We start from the raw sequence: 18,080 nt of genomic DNA, 5'->3' as shown, positions 1-18,080 counted from the left end.
GATGCGTATCGAGTGGGGTTCTGGACGTGGATAGCAAATCTCGAATTGTGAAGGATGCGCTTCGGGCCTGCCGCCGCTATTTCCTGGTAGCGGCGGCGTTCAGCCTGGCCATCAATCTGCTCTATCTCGCGTCCCCACTCTACATGCTGCAGATCTACGACAGGGTCGTTACCAGCGGCAGCGAAACCACGCTGGTGATGCTGACCCTGGTGTTGCTGGCGGCCTTTCTTTCGCTGGCCGGCCTCGACCTGGTGCGCGCCTCCATCCTGACGCGTGCCAGTGCGCGGCTCGACCGGCTGCTGTCGGCAAAAGTCCTGGCCGCGTCGGTCGAGACCCCATCGCCCGGCTCGTCGCCGAGCCAGCCCATCCGAGACTTCGACACGTTCAGGCAGGTCATCACCGGCAGCGGCATCCACGCTTTGTTCGACCTGCCATGGTCGCCCATCTACATCGGCATCATCTTCCTGCTGCATCCCTGGCTCGGCTTCTTCGCGCTGGGCTGCTCGCTGCTTCTGGTCGCCATGGCGGTGCTAAACGAATATATCGTGCGTTCGCCGCTGAAGCAGGCCAACGACCTGGCGACGACCAACTATAATTTCACCGAGATGAGCCTCAGAAACGCCGAAGTCGTTCGCGCCATGGGGATGATCGACGGCCTCATCCGCCGCTGGGGACGCGACCGCAATTTGGCGCTGCGGCGCCAGGCGGAGGCAAGCGATCGCGCCGCACTGATGTCGGGTCTGATCCGTTTCCTGCGGCTCACCATGCAGTCGCTGATCCTCGGCCTCGGCGCCTATCTGGTGATCGAACGGCAGATCACCGGCGGCACCATGTTCGCCGCGAGCCTCTTGCTGGGCCGGGGGCTACAGCCGGTCGAGCAGATCGTCGGCCTTTGGCGCAGCCTGATCCTGGGGCGGGCGGCGTTGGCAAGGGTCGAGAAGCTGGTCGACGGGGGCGCGCAGAGCGAAAGATCGTTCAACCTGCCCAAGCCCACCGGCAAGATTTCGGTCGAGCAGGTCAGCTTTGCAATTGCAAGCCAGCAGAAAGTGCTTCTGCGGGACGTATCGTTCCGGCTGGAAGCAGGCGAGACGCTGGGAATCGTCGGCCCTTCCGGCGCCGGCAAGTCGACGCTGGCGCGTCATCTCGCGGGCGTCATGCAACCCAGCCGTGGTACCGTCAGGCTGGACGGCGCCGACCTGTCGCAATGGGGACACGACGCGCTCGGCGACCACATCGGCTATCTGCCGCAGGATATCGAACTCTTCTCCGATACCGTCGCCGCCAACATCGGCCGCTTCAAGACCAATGTCGACCAGGAGGTCATCGAGGCCGCGCGGCTCGCCGGCGTGCATGAGATGATCATCCGCCTGCCGCAAGGCTATGAGACCCAGATCGGCGAAGGCGGCGCAGTGCTGTCAGGAGGATATCGCCAACGGATTGCTCTTGCCCGCGCAGTGTTCGGAACTCCGAACCTGATCATTCTCGACGAGCCCAGCTCCAATCTCGATGCCGATGGCGACCGCGCGCTGAGCGACTGCGCGATCGAACTCAAGCGCCGCGGCAGTACGGTGATCATCGTCTCTCACCGGCCCTCGACCCTGGCGAATGTCGACAAGATCCTCCTGTTGCGCGATGGCGCCGTCGAGGCCTTTGGCATGAGAAACGAGATCGTGGCGCTCCTCAACCAGCGCGCGGCGCCAATGGCGGTGGCAACGCAATGAGCCGTGTTTGGAGAGAGCGATGAGCGACGGCGCGCTTACCTACCGGAGCCTGCCTGGCGACGCCGGTATTCTGGCCCCGGATTCGATCCGGGTGCCGGCCTATATAGGTCTGCTGATCATCGTTGCTTTCTTTGGCATCTTTGGCGGCTGGGCGGCCTTTGCCCCGCTGAACGGCGCCGTGCTTGCCGACGCCATCGTCAAGGTGGATGGCAATCGCAAAAGCGTACAGCACTTCGACGGCGGTACGGTGAAGGAGATCCGCGTCAAGGATGGCGACGTCGTCAGGAAGGGCGACATAATGCTGAAGCTGGACGACACCAGGATTCGGTCCGAGTTCAATCTTTATGCCCAGCAATATGCGCTGTTGCGCGCAACCGATGCCAGGATCCGAGCCGAACTGGACGGCAGCGAGGTTGTTGCCTTTCCCAAGGACATTCTCAAAGAGCACGAAGACTACCTTAGGGATGCAATGGCAAACCAGATCGCCGATCTGGAAAGCCAACGCGCCTCGATGGCCGGCGCCAGGCAGATCCTCGAGCGGCGCATTGCCGAACTCGAGGAGCAGATCCAGGGCAAGCAGTCTCGGGTCGAATCTTACCATGCCCAGTTGCAATCGACGATCAACGAGAAGGCCAGCCTGTCGAAGCTGCTCAAGGCCGGATTGACGACCCGCCCACGCATCCTGGAGCTGGAAAGATCCGCCTCGGATCTGCAGGGCCTGATCGATGAGAACCTCGGCGCGATCGGCGGCAGCCAACAGAGCAAAGCCGAACTCGAAAGCCAGATCGCACAATTGACAAATGAGCGCCGAGCCAAGCTGTCGGCCATGCTGATCGATACGCAATCGAGCCTTTCCGACCTCGTGCCCAAGATGTTTGCCGCCCAGGCTGCCATGGACCGAGCCGAGGTGCGCGCGCCGTATGACGGCCAGGTGATGGATCTCAGCGTCTTCTCGATAGGCGCGATCGTTTCGCCGGGCCAGACCATCCTCGATATCGTGCCGACCGAAAATTCGCTGATCGTCCAGGCCCAGATTCGCGTCGAGGACATATCGAACCTGCGACCCGATATGGCTGCCGAAGTTCGTTTCACATCCTACAAGCAGCGCTCAATACCCATAATTCATGGCCGCGTCTCCCGCATTTCGGCGGATCGCATTACCGACAGCAAGACCGGGTTTCCCTACTATCTTGCCGACGTAGCGGTCGATCCGGTGGAATTGGCAGCAGCCCCACAGATTGCGCTTTATCCGGGCATGCCAGCGTCAGTCATGATCGTCACCGAGGAACGCACCGCGCTCGACTACATTCTGGGCCCGCTGGTTGTGTCGTTCCACTCCGCCTTTCGCCAGAAATGACGGATTAGCCAAGCGACTTCGCTTTTGAGGTGATTCTGACGCAGAGCAGTCGGAGACAAGCCGACAACCAGTCGCTCATGGTCTGCATGTTCCCTGCCGACAGCCCCTCTGTTTCTTTGGTGCTGGATCTGATGATCCTAGATGTTTGATCCCGGGCTTTATGGAGCATCCTTGTCTCCCGAATGAAAGGATGCGCTATGGGCCAAGTTCTGCATGGGAGCGCCAAAACGACAGAGGCGGTCCGTCGAGCGATACAGCATAGTCAAGAGAACCTGAGGGGCTGGCCAAGCGCTACGGGATCAACCGGAAGACGGTTGCGAAGTGGAAGAGGCGAGCTTCGGTCGCCGATCTATCGACTGGTCCGAAGGAACCGAGATCGAGGGTGCTCTCGATTGAGGACGAGGCGGACATTGTCGCTTTCCGCCGCTACACGCTGCTGCCACTCTTCCGTACGCACGGAACTGCAGGACATCATTTCCGCCCACATCTGGAAGCCGACAACTTTTCCTGAATGAGTGTGCGAAAAGAATGCATGGTTCCAAGTCGGCTGGCGGTTTGCGCGCCAAGGCTGGTTTGATCAGCTGCACACTGATCGTGACGACAACTGCAACCGTCGCGAGCTCCGGTCCTGGGCCAACCGACCACATAAGTTTATTCGTTTTTGACCAATACGCGCCGGTGAATTCCTGTAATCTTCGGAACAACACCGGGACAACCGGGTCAACCAGAAAGGTCGGGGAATGAAATACGTCGTCGATACGATCGGCGGTCCCGCAGGCGGTGATGCCTGGCAAGCCGCTGTTACCGAAGCCTATTTTCCGCTCGACACCGAGTATCGGAACCGTCGCGAATTTTCAGGCACGCTGGAAACCTTCTCGCTTGGGCTCGTCAGCGTGTCTAAAATGCGCTGCGATGCCGTAAGCTATCGTCGCCACCGCCGCCACTTCCTCAACGAGCGTGACGCCAGCCTGCTCATCACGATCCCGGAGATGTCGGAGGTGAATTTCTCGCAAGGGTCGAGAACCGTCAATTGCAGGCCGGGGGGCTTTCTCGTCGAGCGGGGAGATGCGCCTTACGAATTCTGGCACGGCAAGCCAAACGCGCTGTGGGTCCTCAAGGTACCATCATCGAGCGTTCGGGCACGGATCGGATCCGCCGAACGGCTCAGTGCGCTCAGTTTCGACGCGACCCAAGGCATCGCCGCGCTCTTCCTCGACACGGTGCGAACCACGATCGGTCATCTCGATGAGATCACTGAAGTCGCTCGTGAGATGATGGGCAGGCACATCCTGGAAATGCTGTGCCTGTCGATCGTGAGCGACGATCGCGTGCTGGACAGCAGCATCTCGTCGATCCGGGCCGGCCATTTGCATCGTGCCGAGCAGTATATTCGCGACAATCTGAAGAATTCCGACCTCGGCCCGCAGGCGGTGGCTGATGCCTGCGGCATCTCCCTGCGTTACCTGCAGGTCCTTTTTCAGGACAGCAACCAGTCGATCAACGGCTTCATCCGCGACGCCCGGCTTGAACTTTGCGCCGAGGAGCTGATGTCGGTGACCAACATCAGCAGCGTAGCCGAGATCGCTTACCGCTGGGGCTTCGCCGACCAGTCCCAGTTCTGCAAGCACTACCGGACGCGGTTCGGCTGCGCACCGACGGATACCCGTCGCGAAGCAGCGAACCGGGCGGGCGGCTCTTCGGCCTCGCGAGAGCGCCACTAGTCCCGACGAAATCCGGGCCAATTCCACCATTCATGCAACGTCTCCCCGGCAAGGGGCGACGAAGGCGGGGCTTTGCCCGCAAGACCTTGCGAAGGAACTGTCATGAGCCGAATCAGAGTTGCCGTCGATGTCGGAGGGACTTTCACCGACATCTGCATCATGGACGAAGACAGCGGAGCGATCCGCATCGAAAAAACCGCCTCCACGCCTGACGATCCCATGCAGGCCATCATGAATGGCGTGGAGCAGGGGCGCATCGATCTTTCGGAGGTAACGATGTTCTCTCATGGTACGACGGTCGCCACCAATGCGCTGATCACCCGCCGTCTGCCGCGCACCGCAATGGTCTGCAGCGAGGGTTTTCGTGACGTTGTAGAGATCCGTCGCGCCAACAAGGAAGATCTCTGGGACACCTACAAAGATGTCGCCAAGCCCTATATCCCGCGCCGCGACCGGCTGACCGTCCGGGAACGGGTCAGTGCCGAGGGCACGATCCTGGAAGCGTTGGACGAAGAGGCCGCGCGCCGTGTCGCGGAGATTCTCAAGAAACGGCAGGTCAAGTCCATCGCCGTCTGCTTCATGAACTCCTATGTCAACGGCGCCAACGAGCGCCGCATGCGTGAGATCCTGAAGGAGGCAATGCCGGATCTGCCGGTCTCGATCTCCTCGGAGGTGATGCCGGAAATCTTCGAGCACGAACGTTTTTCCACCACCATGGCGAACGCCGTCTGCGCCCCGGTCGTCGTCGACTACGTGTCGCGTCTCGGAGAAAAGCTTGCCGACGCCGGATACAAGCGAGATCTCCTGTTGCTGCACAGCGGTGGCGGGGTCATGACGCCCGCGAGCGTCAAGGATTTCTCAGCCCGGCTCGCGGGATCCGGCATCGCCGCCGGCGCCATCGCAAGCCGCTTCATCGGAAATCTCTGTGGCTACCCGAACTCGATCGGCTTCGACATGGGCGGCACCAGCACCGACGTCTCGCTGGCCTGGAACGGGGAGTCGCGCATCACAAAGGACTGGTACATCGAATTCGGATATCCGATCCGCTTCCCCTCCATCGAGGTATTGACCATCGGTGCGGGCGGCGGGTCGTTGGCATGGCAGGACGAGGGCGGCAGCTTGCGCAACGGGCCGCAGTCCGCTGGCGCCTTTCCAGGTCCGGCCTGCTACAAGAATGGCAACCTCATTGCCACCAACACCGATGCCAATGTGGTGCTCGGCCGTCTCGGCACCAGCCTTGCGGGCGGCAAGATCACGCTCGACCCCGCTCTGGCCGCCGAGGCGGTTCAGGAGACGGTAGCGGAACCCTTCGGCATGGAACTCCACCAGGCGGCCGAGGCGATCATCGCCGTCGCCAACGCCAATATGGGCAATGCCGTCCGGCTTCTCTCCATCAGCCGAGGCTACGACCCGCGCGACTTTGCGCTGGTCGCATTCGGCGGTGCTGGCGCTTTGCACGGAGCGGCGGTGGCCAAGGAGCTTTCGATTCCAACCGTGATCGTACCGCCCAATCCCGGCGTTACCTCCGCGCTCGGTTGCCTTCTCGTCGACGTGCAGCACGATTTCTCCGAAAGCTTCATGGCCGATGCTTCGACTGTCTCGCCCGCCGAGATGCAGGCAGCCTTTGTTCTGATGGAAAAACAGGCGGTTGAGCGTCTGGGCCATGAGGGCGTGGCGCAGGAAGACATGGCGCTGCAGCGCACGGTCGAGATGATGTACCAGGGCCAATGGCGCTCGCTCGCGGTGTCAGCCCCGGCGCGGATCGAGAGCATCTGCCCGCTGATCGAGGCATTCCACAACGAACACGAACGCGAGTTCAACTACCGCCGCGAAGAGGCGCCGGTGTCGATCTTCCGCATCGCGGTCAAGGCGATCGGCATCGTCCCGAAAGCCGAGATACCGCGACACGAAGTCTTGCCTCATGTGCCCGAGCCGCTCGGCCGCCGCGGCGTCTGGTTCGACGGCGTATCTCATGATGCGGCTGTCTATGAACGCGACCAACTCAGCGCCGGCGCTGCCTTTGCGGGACCCGCCATCGTCGAACAGTTCGATTCCACCACCGTGGTTCCGCCGGGAATGAGCGCGACCGTCGATGGCTTCCTGAACATTCTCATCGTGACGAAAGGCTGAGACATGACAAAGCTGATTGAAACGGGCCCTGGCCTCGATCCGGTAACGTTCGAGGTGCTGAAGAACTCCTTCATCACCACCGTCGACCAGATGGCCGAACAGATGCTTCGCACCTGCTATTCCTTCGTCATCTACAACCGAGACTTTTCGAACGCCCTGCACGACGCCGATGGCAACTCCGTCGCCCAGGGCAACTACGACATCGCGGTCCATGTCGGCACACTGCACAACACGTGTAAGGAAGTGATCCGGGTCTTCGAAGGCGATATGGCACCCGGCGATGTCTACGCAATCAACGATCCTTATGCCGGCGGTACGCATTTCAGCGACGTTCGGCTCGTCCGGCCGATCTTCGATGAAGACAAACTGATCGGCTTCTCCCAGTCGAACGGACACTGGTCGGATCTCGGCGGCTCGGTGCCGGGCTCCTTCGACGTCACCGCCCGCGACATGTTCCGCGAAGGGCTGCGGATAACGCCGCTGCGCCTTTTCCAGCGCGGCCGCTTCTGCTCCGATGTTGCCAACATGATCGCGGCCAACACGCGCGATCCCGCATCGATCATTGGCGACATCCATTCCCAGGCGCAAGCGACGCAGGCGGCCGAGCGCGAACTGCTGCGGCTGGTCAAGAAGTACGGGCGCGGCCAGGTCATGCGCGGTATGGAGGAGGTTCAGGACTACGTCGAACGTGCCGTGCGAAAGCGTCTGGCGGAGCTGCCCGACGGCACCTGGGAGACGGTCGACTACATCGACCGGGATCTCGGTGCCGGCGAGGGCATGATCCCGATCCGCATCAAGATGACGATCAAGGGCGACACGATCCACTACGATTTTACGGGAAGCCACTCGACCATTGCCTCGATGTATAATTCCGCACCGGGCGCGACCTTCTCGGCCGTGGTCGCCGGCATGAAAACCTTCTTTCCGGACCTCCCGCTCAACAGCGGGTTTTACCGGATGATCGAGGTGACCGCGCCGAAGAACAGCATCGTCAGCGCGGAATGGCCGGTGGCGGTGACCGGGTTCCTGATGCCGTTTGAAAAGATCATGAACGCGATCTTCGAGATGTGGTCGAAGATCATGCCCGAACGCGCTATCGCCTGCGCCTTCAACCTCGAATATCTGCTGGCCGGGGGACGGGATGCGCGCAAACCCGAAAAGCCGATCTTCATGTTCTACGAATGGCTGCCTGGCGGCTGGGGCGGGCGCAACGGCAAGGATGGTGCCGATGTCACCACCGCCTGCTTCGGAACCGGGCTGATGTCGCAGCCGAACGAAGGCAACGAGCGGGTCAATCCCACTCGGACGCTCGAGTTCCAGATCAAGCAGGATTCAGCCGGGCCCGGCAAGTGGCGGGGCGGCGTCGGCGTGCAGAAGACCTCATTGCTGCTTGAGGCTGAAAATGCCGTCATGTCCTATATTTGCGACCGCGAGCGTGCTGTCGTCTGGGGTGTCGAAGGAGGCCTGCCGTCGATGCCCCACGGCTTGACCATGAAGCGCGCCGGAGAAGAGACCGAGATCTGGCTCGGCTCCGTATTCTCCGATTACTCCGTCCACACAGGCGACCAGTTCGCTCGTCCGACGGCCGGCGGCGGTGGTTTCGGCGATCCACTGCAGCGCGAGCCCCGCAAGGTGATGGAGGACGTGATCGACGACTACGTTTCCCTGGAGCGTGCCAGGACTGACTACGGTGTGGTGATCCGCGAAATCGACCGCGACCTGTGCCAGTACGAAATCGACGAGACGGCGACCGAAGCCTGCCGTACCGACATCCGGGCGAAACGGAAGGGCTGGGCACGCATGGATCCCGAGGAGGTCGCGCGCAAATACCGCTCCGGCGAGATCGATACGCTCGATGCGGTTCGGCACTATGCCGTGATCCTCGACTGGGAGACCGGCGAACTACTTCCCAAAACCACCGCCCAGTTCCGGGAGAGTTTTGAGAAACGGACCGTCACCCACTGGGTCTGAGCGCCAGCGAGCGCGCCGCAATCTTGCGGGCGCTCGCGGGATGCCAGAGTTATCTGTTTTTTCGATACCATATTCAAAGAATTACTATTTCACAGGAACCTAAAGCTGGAGCAACAATGTCGCAGCGCCGCGAAGGTTGGCTGCTCCGAGGGGTATGACAGATGGCACCAGGCGTGGGACGATCGTTCACCGCGGCCAGCACACTTGAAGAGGCAATGGCAGCACGCCGGCAGGGCGCGGTGGTGCTTGCAGGCGGCACCTGGATGATGCGTGATCCCCAACGCGGGGTCGACCTTCCCGACGCGGTGGTCGCACTCGACCGAATACCGGCCTTGTCCAAGGTCGAAATCGACTCGGACCATGTCGTGATCGGCGCAGCTGTTACCCACGCAGTCCTTGGCCGCGCATTGCATGGGGCAGCGGGCTTCGAAGGTCTGGTTGACGCGGCGGAGAACGCGGCCAATCCCGGTATCCGAAGGGTCGCCACCGTGGGCGGTAACCTTTGTGCCCTCGACTTTGCCGCCGCCGATCTCGCCCCTGCGCTTCTCGTCTGTGAGGCGACGGTGGAGCTGGAGACGTTCGAAGGCCCAAAACTCATCGGTATTTCGGATTTCCTCAAAGACAGGCATGCGCTGCTGGCAGAGGCGATTGTGACGAGAATTCATCTGCGCCGCGACCTTGTCGCAAGCGCGCATATCCGCCTGCCGCTTCGGAAGGCTGGCGACTATCCGGTCGCCGTCGTCTCGCTTGCGGTGGACAAGGACAAACGATGTCGCATCGCCGTCGGCTCGGTGGAGCCGGTAGCGCGGCGCTGGACGGCGCTCGAACAGGCGATGAGGGCAAGCCAGGCCTCCGCGCTCGATCCGGAGCGCGCTGCCGGGCTTGCACTAGAGCACAATGATTTTCAGGGCCGCGACGGCAGGGAAGCGGAGGGTTGGTACCGGCGCCAGGTTCTTCCGCCGCTGGTCAAGCGCGGTGTTGCCGCACTTCTCAAGACCGAGGGCCTGGCATGGTTGTGACATTCCAGCTGAATGGCGAGGACTGCAGCTTTCACGGCGATCCGATGACGCCGCTCGTCGACATCTTGCGGCGGGAACGATTCCTGACGGGGACCAAAGCCGTGTGCCGCGAAGGCTTCTGCGGCGCCTGCACGGTGCATGTCGACGACGAAGCGGTGCCGTCCTGCCTGAAGCCGATTGGCCTGGTCCAGGGGTGCGCGGTCACGACCATCGAGGGATTGAGCTCCGGAAACCAGGCGCTGCATCCGCTCCAGGCCAATCTAGAGGCCGCCGATGCCGTGCAATGCGGCATGTGTTTTCCAGGAATGGTTATGAGCCTTTCGGCGTTCGTGCGTGACAATCCGCATGCGAGCCGTCCCGACATCAAGGCCGCGATGGTCCGCAACATCTGCCGCTGCACCGGATATGAGCGGATCGTCGACACCGTGGCCGACTGCCTTGACCAAGCGCGGAAGGCTGGCCAGTCGGTGGGAGGCCTCCATGTCTGAGCTGTCCGCCACCGTGATGAATCTTCCCCGCCGCGATGCGCAGGACAAGCTGCGCGGGCGGACGAAATACACCAACGACCGGGTTCGCCCCGACATGTTGCATGCCGTGCTGCTGCGGTCGACCGTTTCCGCGGGGCGTATCCGCAAGCTCGACCTTTCGGCGGCACTTCGCTGTCCTGGCGTGCGCGCGGTGGCGACCGGCGCCGACGCGCCAGGCCTCTACGGCATCGGCATTGCCGACCATCCGCTCCTGGCCATCGACACCATCCGCTATCACGGCGAGCCGATCGCCGTCGTTGCCGCCGAAACGGAGAAGCAGGCGCGGGCGGCGCTTGCCGCCATCATGCTTGAGGTCGAGCCGCTGGTACCGGTGTCCACCATGGCCGAGGCACTCCAGCCCGCCGCCCGTCTCGTCCACGAGGGCTGGCGCGGCTATGAGGTGATCACCGAGGGCGGCGCACGTGCCGGCAACATCGCATGGGAGGCAAAATCCAGCCGCGGCGACGTCGATGCGGCCTTCGCCCGTCCCGACATACGCATTGTCGAGAGCAGCTTCACCGTCGGCCGGCAGAGCCATGTGCCTTTCGAACCGCGCGTTGCCATCGGCTCCTGGGAGGACGGCCGTGCTCACATCCAGACCTCGACGCAGGTGCCTTGGACAGTTCGCAACGTCACCGGAAGGGTCATGCAGCTTGCGCCCGGGCGTGTGCGGGTCACCGTGCCGCCTGTCGGAGGCGGGTTCGGCCTGAAATTCGATGCGTCCATCGAGCCGATCACGGCACTTCTGGCGCGGATGACCGGGCGCACGGTGGTCCTGGAAAACACCCGGCAGGAAGAGATGGCAACCTGCCTCTGCCGCGAGAATGCGGAAATCCGCATTCGCTCCGCTGTCACCGCCGAAGGATACATCGCCGGACGCGAGGCGGTCGTGCTGATGGACTGCGGCGCGTATGGCGGCGAACAGGTTTTCCTGACAACGATGACGGCGCACACGCTGGGCGGCAATTACAGGGTTGGCGCAACGCGGCTCGTCAGCCGCGCCGTATACACCAACACACCACCCAACGGCGCTTTCCGAGCTTGCAACGGCGTCTACAACACCTTCGCGTTGGAGCGACACACCGACGAAATCTGCGATGCGCTAGGCTTCGACCCAATGGAGTTCCGGAAGAAAAATGTCCTGGGAGATGGCGATCTCGGTGCCACGGGGCAGGTTTTCGAGGCCGACGTGCTGGGTCCGATGCTCGATCGCATGGAGACACTGCGCGCCAGCACCGGTACATCAGAGGCCGAGGCCGACGGCAGGCTCTATGGAATTGCGACCACGGTCGGCACATGGTTCGTTTTCGTCGGGCCTTCGGCGGCGACGGTGAATTTGAACGCCGACGGCAGCGCAACGCTGGTCACCTCGGGTGTGGAGATCGGATCCGGCACGATGGTGCAATCCCTGCCGCAGATCGTGGCTGGGCAGCTCGGGCTTGCTCCCGACCAGGTGATCGTGCGCGAAGCCGATACGGATGCCGCCGGTCTCGATGTCGGCGTTGGCGGTGGGCGCACCACCGTGTCCATTGGTGCCGCGAGCATCGCCGCCTGCGCGGAAGTGCGGGAGAAGCTGCTTCGGACCGCCGGCGAGATGCTCCAGACCCGACCGGAAGACCTGGTGCTGCGGGACGGTCGTGTCGAGATCACGGGACGTCCCGGTTCCGGCATGTCGATCCCCGCTGTCGTCGCCCATGCACAGGCAACCACTGGCCCGATCACCGGAAGCGGGGCCTTTGCCGCCAGGAACACTCCGGCAATGTCCGGCTGCGCGATGGGGCATTTCATCGATGCGCTCGACATTCCCGTCTTCGTCGTTCACGAGGCCGAGGTGGCGGTTGATCCGGACACCGGCCATGTCGAGGTGCTGGCCTATCGCGTAGTTCAAGATGTCGGCCGCGCGCTCAACCCGCGCGCCATCCTGGGCCAGATACAGGGCGGCGTGGTACAGGGGCTCGGCTATGCGTTGCACGAGGAGGTGACGCTCACCGCCGACGGATGCATCGCGCAGGACGATTTCGAGACTTATCGCCTGCCGCTGGCGCAGGATGTGGTTCCGGTCGCCGCCGACCTTTACGAGGGCGCGCCGTCGATGGGGCCTCTAGGCACCAAGGGTGCGGGCGAGGTCCCGATCCTGGCGGTGGGCGCGGCGATCGGCTGCGCTGTGGCACGCGCCATCGGCAAGCCGGTGCGGCAGCTGCCACTGACGCCGCCGCGCGTGCTTCGACTGCTGCATGAGCGCGAACCACCGCCGGAATTCCCGCACATCGCCCCCGGCTGGGCGTTGAACACTCTGGGCTGAGGCAAGTAAACCATGGTCACCCTGAACTGCGACATGGGCGAAAGCTACGGCAACTGGCGCTTCGGTGACGATGCCGGCATCATGCCTCATATCGATTGCGCCAACATCGCCTGCGGCTTCCACGCCTCCGATCCATGGACGATGCTGAAGACCGTGCGGCTCGCCCTTTCGCATGGCAAGCGGGTCGGCGCGCATCCCTCCCTTCCCGATCGTGAGGGGTTCGGCCGGCGCGAAATGAGACTTCAGCCGGAGGAACTGACAGCTGCCTTCCTCTATCAAATCGGTGCTCTGACAGGGATGCTGGCCGCCGAGGGCGGGCAACTCAGCCATGTCAAGCCGCATGGCATCATTTACGGCATGGCCGCGCACGACGTCGACACTGCCCGGGCAATTGCCGCGGCGGTCAAGCCGTTCGGCGTCCCTCTCTTCGGCATGGCGGGAACCTGTCACGAGACGGCGGCAGCCGAACTCGGCGTTGCCTTCGTGGGCGAGTTCTTTCCCGATCTTGCCTACGCTCCCGGCGGCAGCCTGATCATCCCGCGCGTCCAGTCGGCCATCGACCTGACGCTTGCCGAGCACCGCATGATGGGGGCGCTTACCCGACGCGAACTCGTCACGACAGACGGCACGATCCGCCCGGTCGACTTCGACGCCGTCTGCATCCACTCCGATCCGCCGAATGCGCGCGACGTCGCCGCGCTGATGCGGCGGATCATCGACACTCATTCCAACGGCCTGCCATGATTCATTCTCCCGAATCGTGAAAGCTCCACGCAAGGAACTCGAGGACTATCTCGAACTCACTGCCCGAACCATTTCTCCAAGCCGCTGAGGACTTCCATGGATGCGCTTTCCAACTCTCTCGCCGCCGCCGACATCGCCACCACCATCCACCCCTACACCAACCTGCGTCAGCACGAAGAAACCGGGCCGCTGATCATCAGCCGCGGCGATGGCATCCGTGTGTATGACGAACGCGGCAAGGAATACATCGAAGGGCTGGCCGGGCTCTGGTCGGTGGGCGTCGGCTTTTCGGAAAAGCGGTTGGCCGACGCTGCCTATCAGCAAATGCTGAAGCTGCCCTACTACCACACCTTCTCCTCCAAGGCGCATGAGCCATCCATCCGGCTCGCGGAGAAACTCGTGGAGATGACGCCGGAAAACCTGACGCGTGTCTTCTTCACGTCGTCGGGCTCGGAAGCCAACGACACCATCGTCAAGATGATGTGGTTCATGAACAACGCGCTGGGCCGGCCAAAAAAGAAGAAATTCCTGGCACGGACCAAGGGCTATCACGGCATCACCGTCGCCTCCGGCAGCCTGACAGGCTTGCCGGTCAACCATCGCGACTTCGATCTGCCGGCCATTCCCGTTCGCCACCTGACCTGCCCGCACTTCTATCGCTTCGGCATGGCAGGCGAAGACGAAGCCGCCTTCACGGCGCGCCTGCTCGCCGAGCTGGAAGCGGTGATCGCCGAAGAAGGGGCTGACACCATCGCAGCCTTCATAGGAGAGCCGCTCATGGCAGCCGGCGGCGTTCTGCCACCGCCGGTCGGGTACTGGGAAGGCGTGGAGAAAATCTGCCGGGCAAATGATATCATTCTGATAGCGGACGAGGTGATCTGTGGTTTCGGGCGGCTTGGTACGCCCTTCGGCGCTCAGAAATACGGCTTCACGCCTGATATCATGACGGTCTCCAAGCAAATCACGTCGTCTTATATGCCGCTTGCCGCCGTCATTTTCTCCGATGCGATCTATCAGGCGATCGCCGACAACACCGCCACGATCGGCAATTTCGGCCACGGCTTCACGGCGTCAGGTCATCCGGTCGCGACGGCAGTGGGTCTCGAAAACCTGGCCATCTTCGAGGAGCGGGACCTGATCGGAAACGCGGCCCGCCTCGAGACGTCGTTCCAGGCCGGCATCCGCTCATTTGCCGATCACCCGCTTGTCGGCGAAGCGCGGGGCACCGGTCTTATCGGCGCCGTTGAGCTGCTGGCAGACAAGGCGACGAAACGCCCCTTCGTCAAGGTTGGGCGCGCAGGGGGTATCGCAGCAGGCATCGGCCACGAGGAAGGCCTCATCTTCCGCGCCATCGGCGATCAGCTCGCGCTCTGCCCGCCGATGATCTCGACAGAAGACGATGTGAAAGAAATCATGACGCGCATGGGCCGGACGCTTGAGCGCCTGACCGGTGCGGTTGCCAAGGAGGGACTTGAATGACCCGCATGAAAGCCGAACCGGTCGTCCATATCGACGACGAGCGCTTTCGGGTCACCGAATGGCGCTTTGCCACCGGGGCCGAGACCGGCTGGCACATCCACGGCCATGACTACGTCATCGTGCCGCTTACGGACGGCAAGCTCGGTCTCGAAGGTCCGGACGGCGCGCAGGCGCAAGCCGCTCTCACCCAAGGGGTGCCCTATTCGCGGCGGACGGGTGTGGCCCATAACGTCATCAATGCCGGCAATGCGCCGCTGGCCTTCCTGGAGGTCGAGGTCGTTGAGGCCGGCGATCTCGCAGCCAGGCGGCTCGCCGTGCTTGACCGGTTCCTCGCCGCCTGGAACGCCCGCGACGTGGGCGCGCTGATGGACTGCATGGCTGAGAATTGCGCTTTCCACGGCTCGGCCGGACCCGATGCCGAAGGGCGCAAGCATATGGGGCGTGACGCCGTGCGCGCCGCCTATGCAGCGCTGTTCGATGCTTTCCCGAAGGCCGCGTGGACCAGGGGACGGCACGTCGTGACGGGCGACACCGGGCTCTCATCATGGCGCTTCGTCGGCACCACGGCAGCGGGGCAGCAAATCGAAGTCGACGGCTGCGATATCTTCGCTTTCTCGGGGGAGCTCATAGCGCTCAAGGATTCCTACCGCAAAGCGCGAGGGTAGCGAAAATCTGAATTCATCGGGCAACGAGGTCGGTCCAAGCGGGCCGCCCTCGTTTTTTGTCCAAAGGCAAGATCCTCAAAAGATGAAAGGGCCGGGCTTACCCGGCCCATCTTCCTACTTGAGCAAGGCTTCCATCGGTACCGGCTCGGAAATCGTCCAGTTGCCTACAACACCCGGCTTGCCGGCCTTGGTCTCGACGATCAGGTACCGCGTCTGGTTCTGGTGATGCAGTTCCGGCGTGAAGGTACGAGGCCCGAACAGCGTCGGCTCGTTCTTCATCTTCTCCAGTTCCGCGACGACGGCGTCGGCATCGGTCGTGCCTGCACGCTCCACCGCCTTGGCCCAGACGTCGACCATAACGTAACCCGGAAAGACATACTGGCTCGAGGGATCGGCGCCTGTCTTCGCCTTGTAGGTGGCATTGAACTTCAGCACTTCCGGATTGGGATCGTCGCCATAGATCGATCCCTGAACGGGGACGTAGAAGTTCGTCAGATCGGGCACAGCGGATAGCCAATAGCTACCGTCGACGCCCGAGCCATTCAGGATCATGGAGTTGATGCCCGCGGCACGAAGCTGCTTGATGGCCGAGACAGCGCCCGGCATCATCGTGCAAAGCATGATCGCATCCGGCTCCTTCGGCAGAGACTTGATGCGGGTGATCTGCGCGGCGATGGAGGCGTCCTCGTTCTTGAAGGTGTCTTCACCGACAAGCTTCGCGCCCTGGGCTTCGAGCTTCGGCATCATCCAGTCGAAGCCGTCGCAGATGCCCTTGTTGTAGGCCGTCCAGGTATCGAGCAGACGGTAGAAGTCCTTTGCGCCTTTTTCCTTGAATGCCCACTCGGCCATGGTCGCGCCCTGCACGGGCGCCAGCACCGACGCGGAGAAGCTGTGCGGGCCGACACCCTGGATACCGGCCTTGACCGATTCCGCGCACAGGAAGAAGGAGATACGGCCCGCGTCCTCGGCCGCGAGCGCAGCCGGCGATCCGAAGTCGTAGTCGCACGAGACGACCACGAGATCCGCGCCCTGGTCGAGCACGGAGAGGCCCGCCTTGGCGCCTTCGGCCCGGTCGGACTTGGTGTCGGCCTTGACGACCTTGATCTGCTTTCCAAGCAGACCGCCAGCCGCATTGATCTCGTCGATGCGGATCAAGGCCGCCTCCTGCGCAGGCTTGTCATAGGCTTCCATGAAGCCCGACTCCGCAGTGGCGAAGCCGATGACGATGGTCTTGTCATCGGCCAGGGCCGGGTATGCGATGGACATCGAGGCCAGAGCGGTTGCGACAATTCTCATTTTGTATGTCATGCACGTCTCCTTTTTGTTTTCCGGTCGGGCTTGTGCCGCCGGTCACTTGTTGCGACTGCTGCGGGGTAAGGTGATCTCGCGGTTGCCCATGAGTCCGGATGGGCGAAGCGCGAGGATCACGATCATGATGACACCGAGGGCTATTTCCTGAACCCCTTTCGAGAGGGCGAAAGTGGACTCGCCGAGCGATACGCCTGCCTCCAGCCAGCGCAGCGCCTGGATAAGGGCGGACAGCAGGACGACACCCACCACACCCCCCGACAGGCTGCCCATGCCGCCGACGACGAGCATGGAAAGGGTGATGAAGGTGAGACCGAGATAGAATGTGTCGGGTGTGACCACGCCGATGGAATGAGCCATGAGCGCACCGCCCAGCCCCATCACCGCGCCTGATATGACGAATGCCACCAATCTTTCCCTGGGAATGTCGATACCGGAAGCCGCGGCGGCGGTGGGCTCGTCGCGGGCAGCACGAAGGGCCAGGCCGGACCGGGAGATCGCGTGCGCCCAGGCGATGAAGATCGCGACCACGGCGCCGATGAGATACGGCCAGATCACGCGTACGATCGGAATGCCGACGACCGATGAGGTCGCTCCGGTCACGCTCTCCCAGTTGGAATAAATTGTGTTGATCATGGCGAGCATCGCGAAGGTCGCGATCGAAGCCGCGATGCCCGATAATCGCATCAGCACCCGCCCGAAGATGAGAGCGGCGAGGGCGGCGAACAATGCTGCCAGCATAGCCGATTGCCAGTACGGCAATCGGGTCGCCAGCAGCCATTCGGGCAGTCCCGGCAGCGAACCGCGTTTCATCATCGGATTGATGGTGAGCCACGCGGCCGCGTAGGCGCCAAGGCAGGTGAAGCCGATATGCCCGAAGCTGAGAACGCCCGAATTCCCGATAAAGATGTATAGGCCCACGACGAGGATGACACGGACGAACACGTCGATCACCGTCTGGTTGAAGGGCCGCGATCCGGTCATCACCGTGATCAGCGCGATGGCCAGCAGCAGCAGAGAAAGCAGGACCGGTGTCAGGATTGTGCGGCGGGCAAGCGCGAAGCGGGCGGGCTTTCGCTCGGCAGCCGGGGCACCGGCAGCGGTAGAGTTGGTGAGGGAGGCGGCGACACCCATGA

The 18,080-nt window shown here is 62.7% G+C and carries 13 protein-coding genes and 1 pseudogene; 12 read left to right on the top strand and 2 right to left on the bottom strand.

Annotation, left to right across the window (positions count from 1 at the left end; genetic code table 11):
* Window positions 1-26 precede the first annotated feature (26 nt).
* From A9K65_RS29585 to A9K65_RS29530, 12 genes and pseudogenes are all read left to right on the top strand, one after another.
* Window positions 27-1,721 (top strand): type I secretion system permease/ATPase, encoded by a 1,695-nt coding sequence (locus tag A9K65_RS29585; RefSeq protein ID WP_013533172.1) that lies wholly within the window; start codon window positions 27-29, stop codon window positions 1,719-1,721.
* A gap of 19 nt (window positions 1,722-1,740) precedes the next feature.
* Window positions 1,741-3,078 (top strand): HlyD family type I secretion periplasmic adaptor subunit, encoded by a 1,338-nt coding sequence (locus A9K65_RS29580; RefSeq protein WP_063167461.1) that lies wholly within the window; start codon window positions 1,741-1,743, stop codon window positions 3,076-3,078.
* A gap of 197 nt (window positions 3,079-3,275) precedes the next feature.
* Window positions 3,276-3,520, top strand: a pseudogene (locus tag A9K65_RS29575) (helix-turn-helix domain-containing protein); the annotation flags it as partial.
* 298 nt (window positions 3,521-3,818) lie between these two features.
* On the top strand, window positions 3,819-4,799 hold the full coding sequence (locus A9K65_RS29570; RefSeq protein WP_013533169.1) for a helix-turn-helix domain-containing protein: 981 nt from the start codon (window positions 3,819-3,821) through the stop codon (window positions 4,797-4,799).
* 102 nt (window positions 4,800-4,901) lie between these two features.
* Complete coding sequence (locus tag A9K65_RS29565) at window positions 4,902-6,929, top strand: hydantoinase/oxoprolinase family protein (RefSeq protein WP_063167462.1); 2,028 nt, start codon at window positions 4,902-4,904, stop codon at window positions 6,927-6,929.
* Window positions 6,930-6,932: 3 nt separating this feature from the next.
* Window positions 6,933-8,900 carry a hydantoinase B/oxoprolinase family protein gene (locus A9K65_RS29560; protein WP_063167463.1) on the top strand — a complete coding sequence of 656 codons (1,968 nt, stop codon included), beginning with the start codon at window positions 6,933-6,935 and terminating at the stop codon, window positions 8,898-8,900.
* Window positions 8,901-9,061: 161 nt separating this feature from the next.
* The gene (locus A9K65_RS29555) at window positions 9,062-9,919 is read left to right on the top strand and encodes an FAD binding domain-containing protein (RefSeq protein WP_063167464.1); all 858 of its coding nucleotides are present in this window, start codon (window positions 9,062-9,064) and stop codon (window positions 9,917-9,919) included.
* The gene (locus A9K65_RS29550) at window positions 9,910-10,407 is read left to right on the top strand and encodes a (2Fe-2S)-binding protein (protein WP_064994986.1); all 498 of its coding nucleotides are present in this window, start codon (window positions 9,910-9,912) and stop codon (window positions 10,405-10,407) included. The genes A9K65_RS29555 and A9K65_RS29550 overlap by 10 nt, the downstream gene beginning before the upstream one ends.
* Entirely contained in the window at window positions 10,400-12,748 is a 2,349-nt protein-coding gene (locus A9K65_RS29545; protein ID WP_063167466.1) for a xanthine dehydrogenase family protein molybdopterin-binding subunit, read from the top strand. Before A9K65_RS29550 ends, A9K65_RS29545 begins: the two co-directional genes overlap by 8 nt.
* 12 nt (window positions 12,749-12,760) lie before the next feature.
* Window positions 12,761-13,492, top strand: a complete 732-nt coding sequence (locus A9K65_RS29540) for a LamB/YcsF family protein (protein ID WP_064994987.1) — start codon at window positions 12,761-12,763, stop codon at window positions 13,490-13,492.
* Between the two features lie 96 nt (window positions 13,493-13,588).
* Window positions 13,589-14,971: an aspartate aminotransferase family protein gene (locus A9K65_RS29535; RefSeq protein ID WP_064994988.1), complete on the top strand. Its 1,383-nt coding sequence runs from the start codon at window positions 13,589-13,591 to the stop codon at window positions 14,969-14,971.
* Entirely contained in the window at window positions 14,968-15,636 is a 669-nt protein-coding gene (locus A9K65_RS29530; RefSeq protein ID WP_064994989.1) for a nuclear transport factor 2 family protein, read from the top strand. Before A9K65_RS29535 ends, A9K65_RS29530 begins: the two co-directional genes overlap by 4 nt.
* Window positions 15,637-15,750: 114 nt before the next feature.
* Here the strand turns inward: A9K65_RS29530 and A9K65_RS29525 are convergent, their stop codons facing one another.
* Entirely contained in the window at window positions 15,751-16,944 is a 1,194-nt protein-coding gene (locus tag A9K65_RS29525; protein WP_013533160.1) for an ABC transporter substrate-binding protein, read from the bottom strand.
* Window positions 16,945-16,986: 42 nt separating this feature from the next.
* Complete coding sequence (locus A9K65_RS29520; protein WP_064994990.1) at window positions 16,987-18,078, bottom strand: branched-chain amino acid ABC transporter permease; 1,092 nt, start codon at window positions 18,076-18,078, stop codon at window positions 16,987-16,989.
* Between the last annotated feature and the right edge of the window lie 2 nt (window positions 18,079-18,080).

The sequence above is a fragment of the Mesorhizobium sp. WSM1497 genome (assembly GCF_001672455.2).
Lineage (GTDB): Bacteria > Pseudomonadota > Alphaproteobacteria > Rhizobiales > Rhizobiaceae > Mesorhizobium > Mesorhizobium ciceri.
The sequence above is the reverse complement of the archived record's forward strand: the minus strand, read 5'-3'. Positions and strand labels throughout refer to the sequence as shown.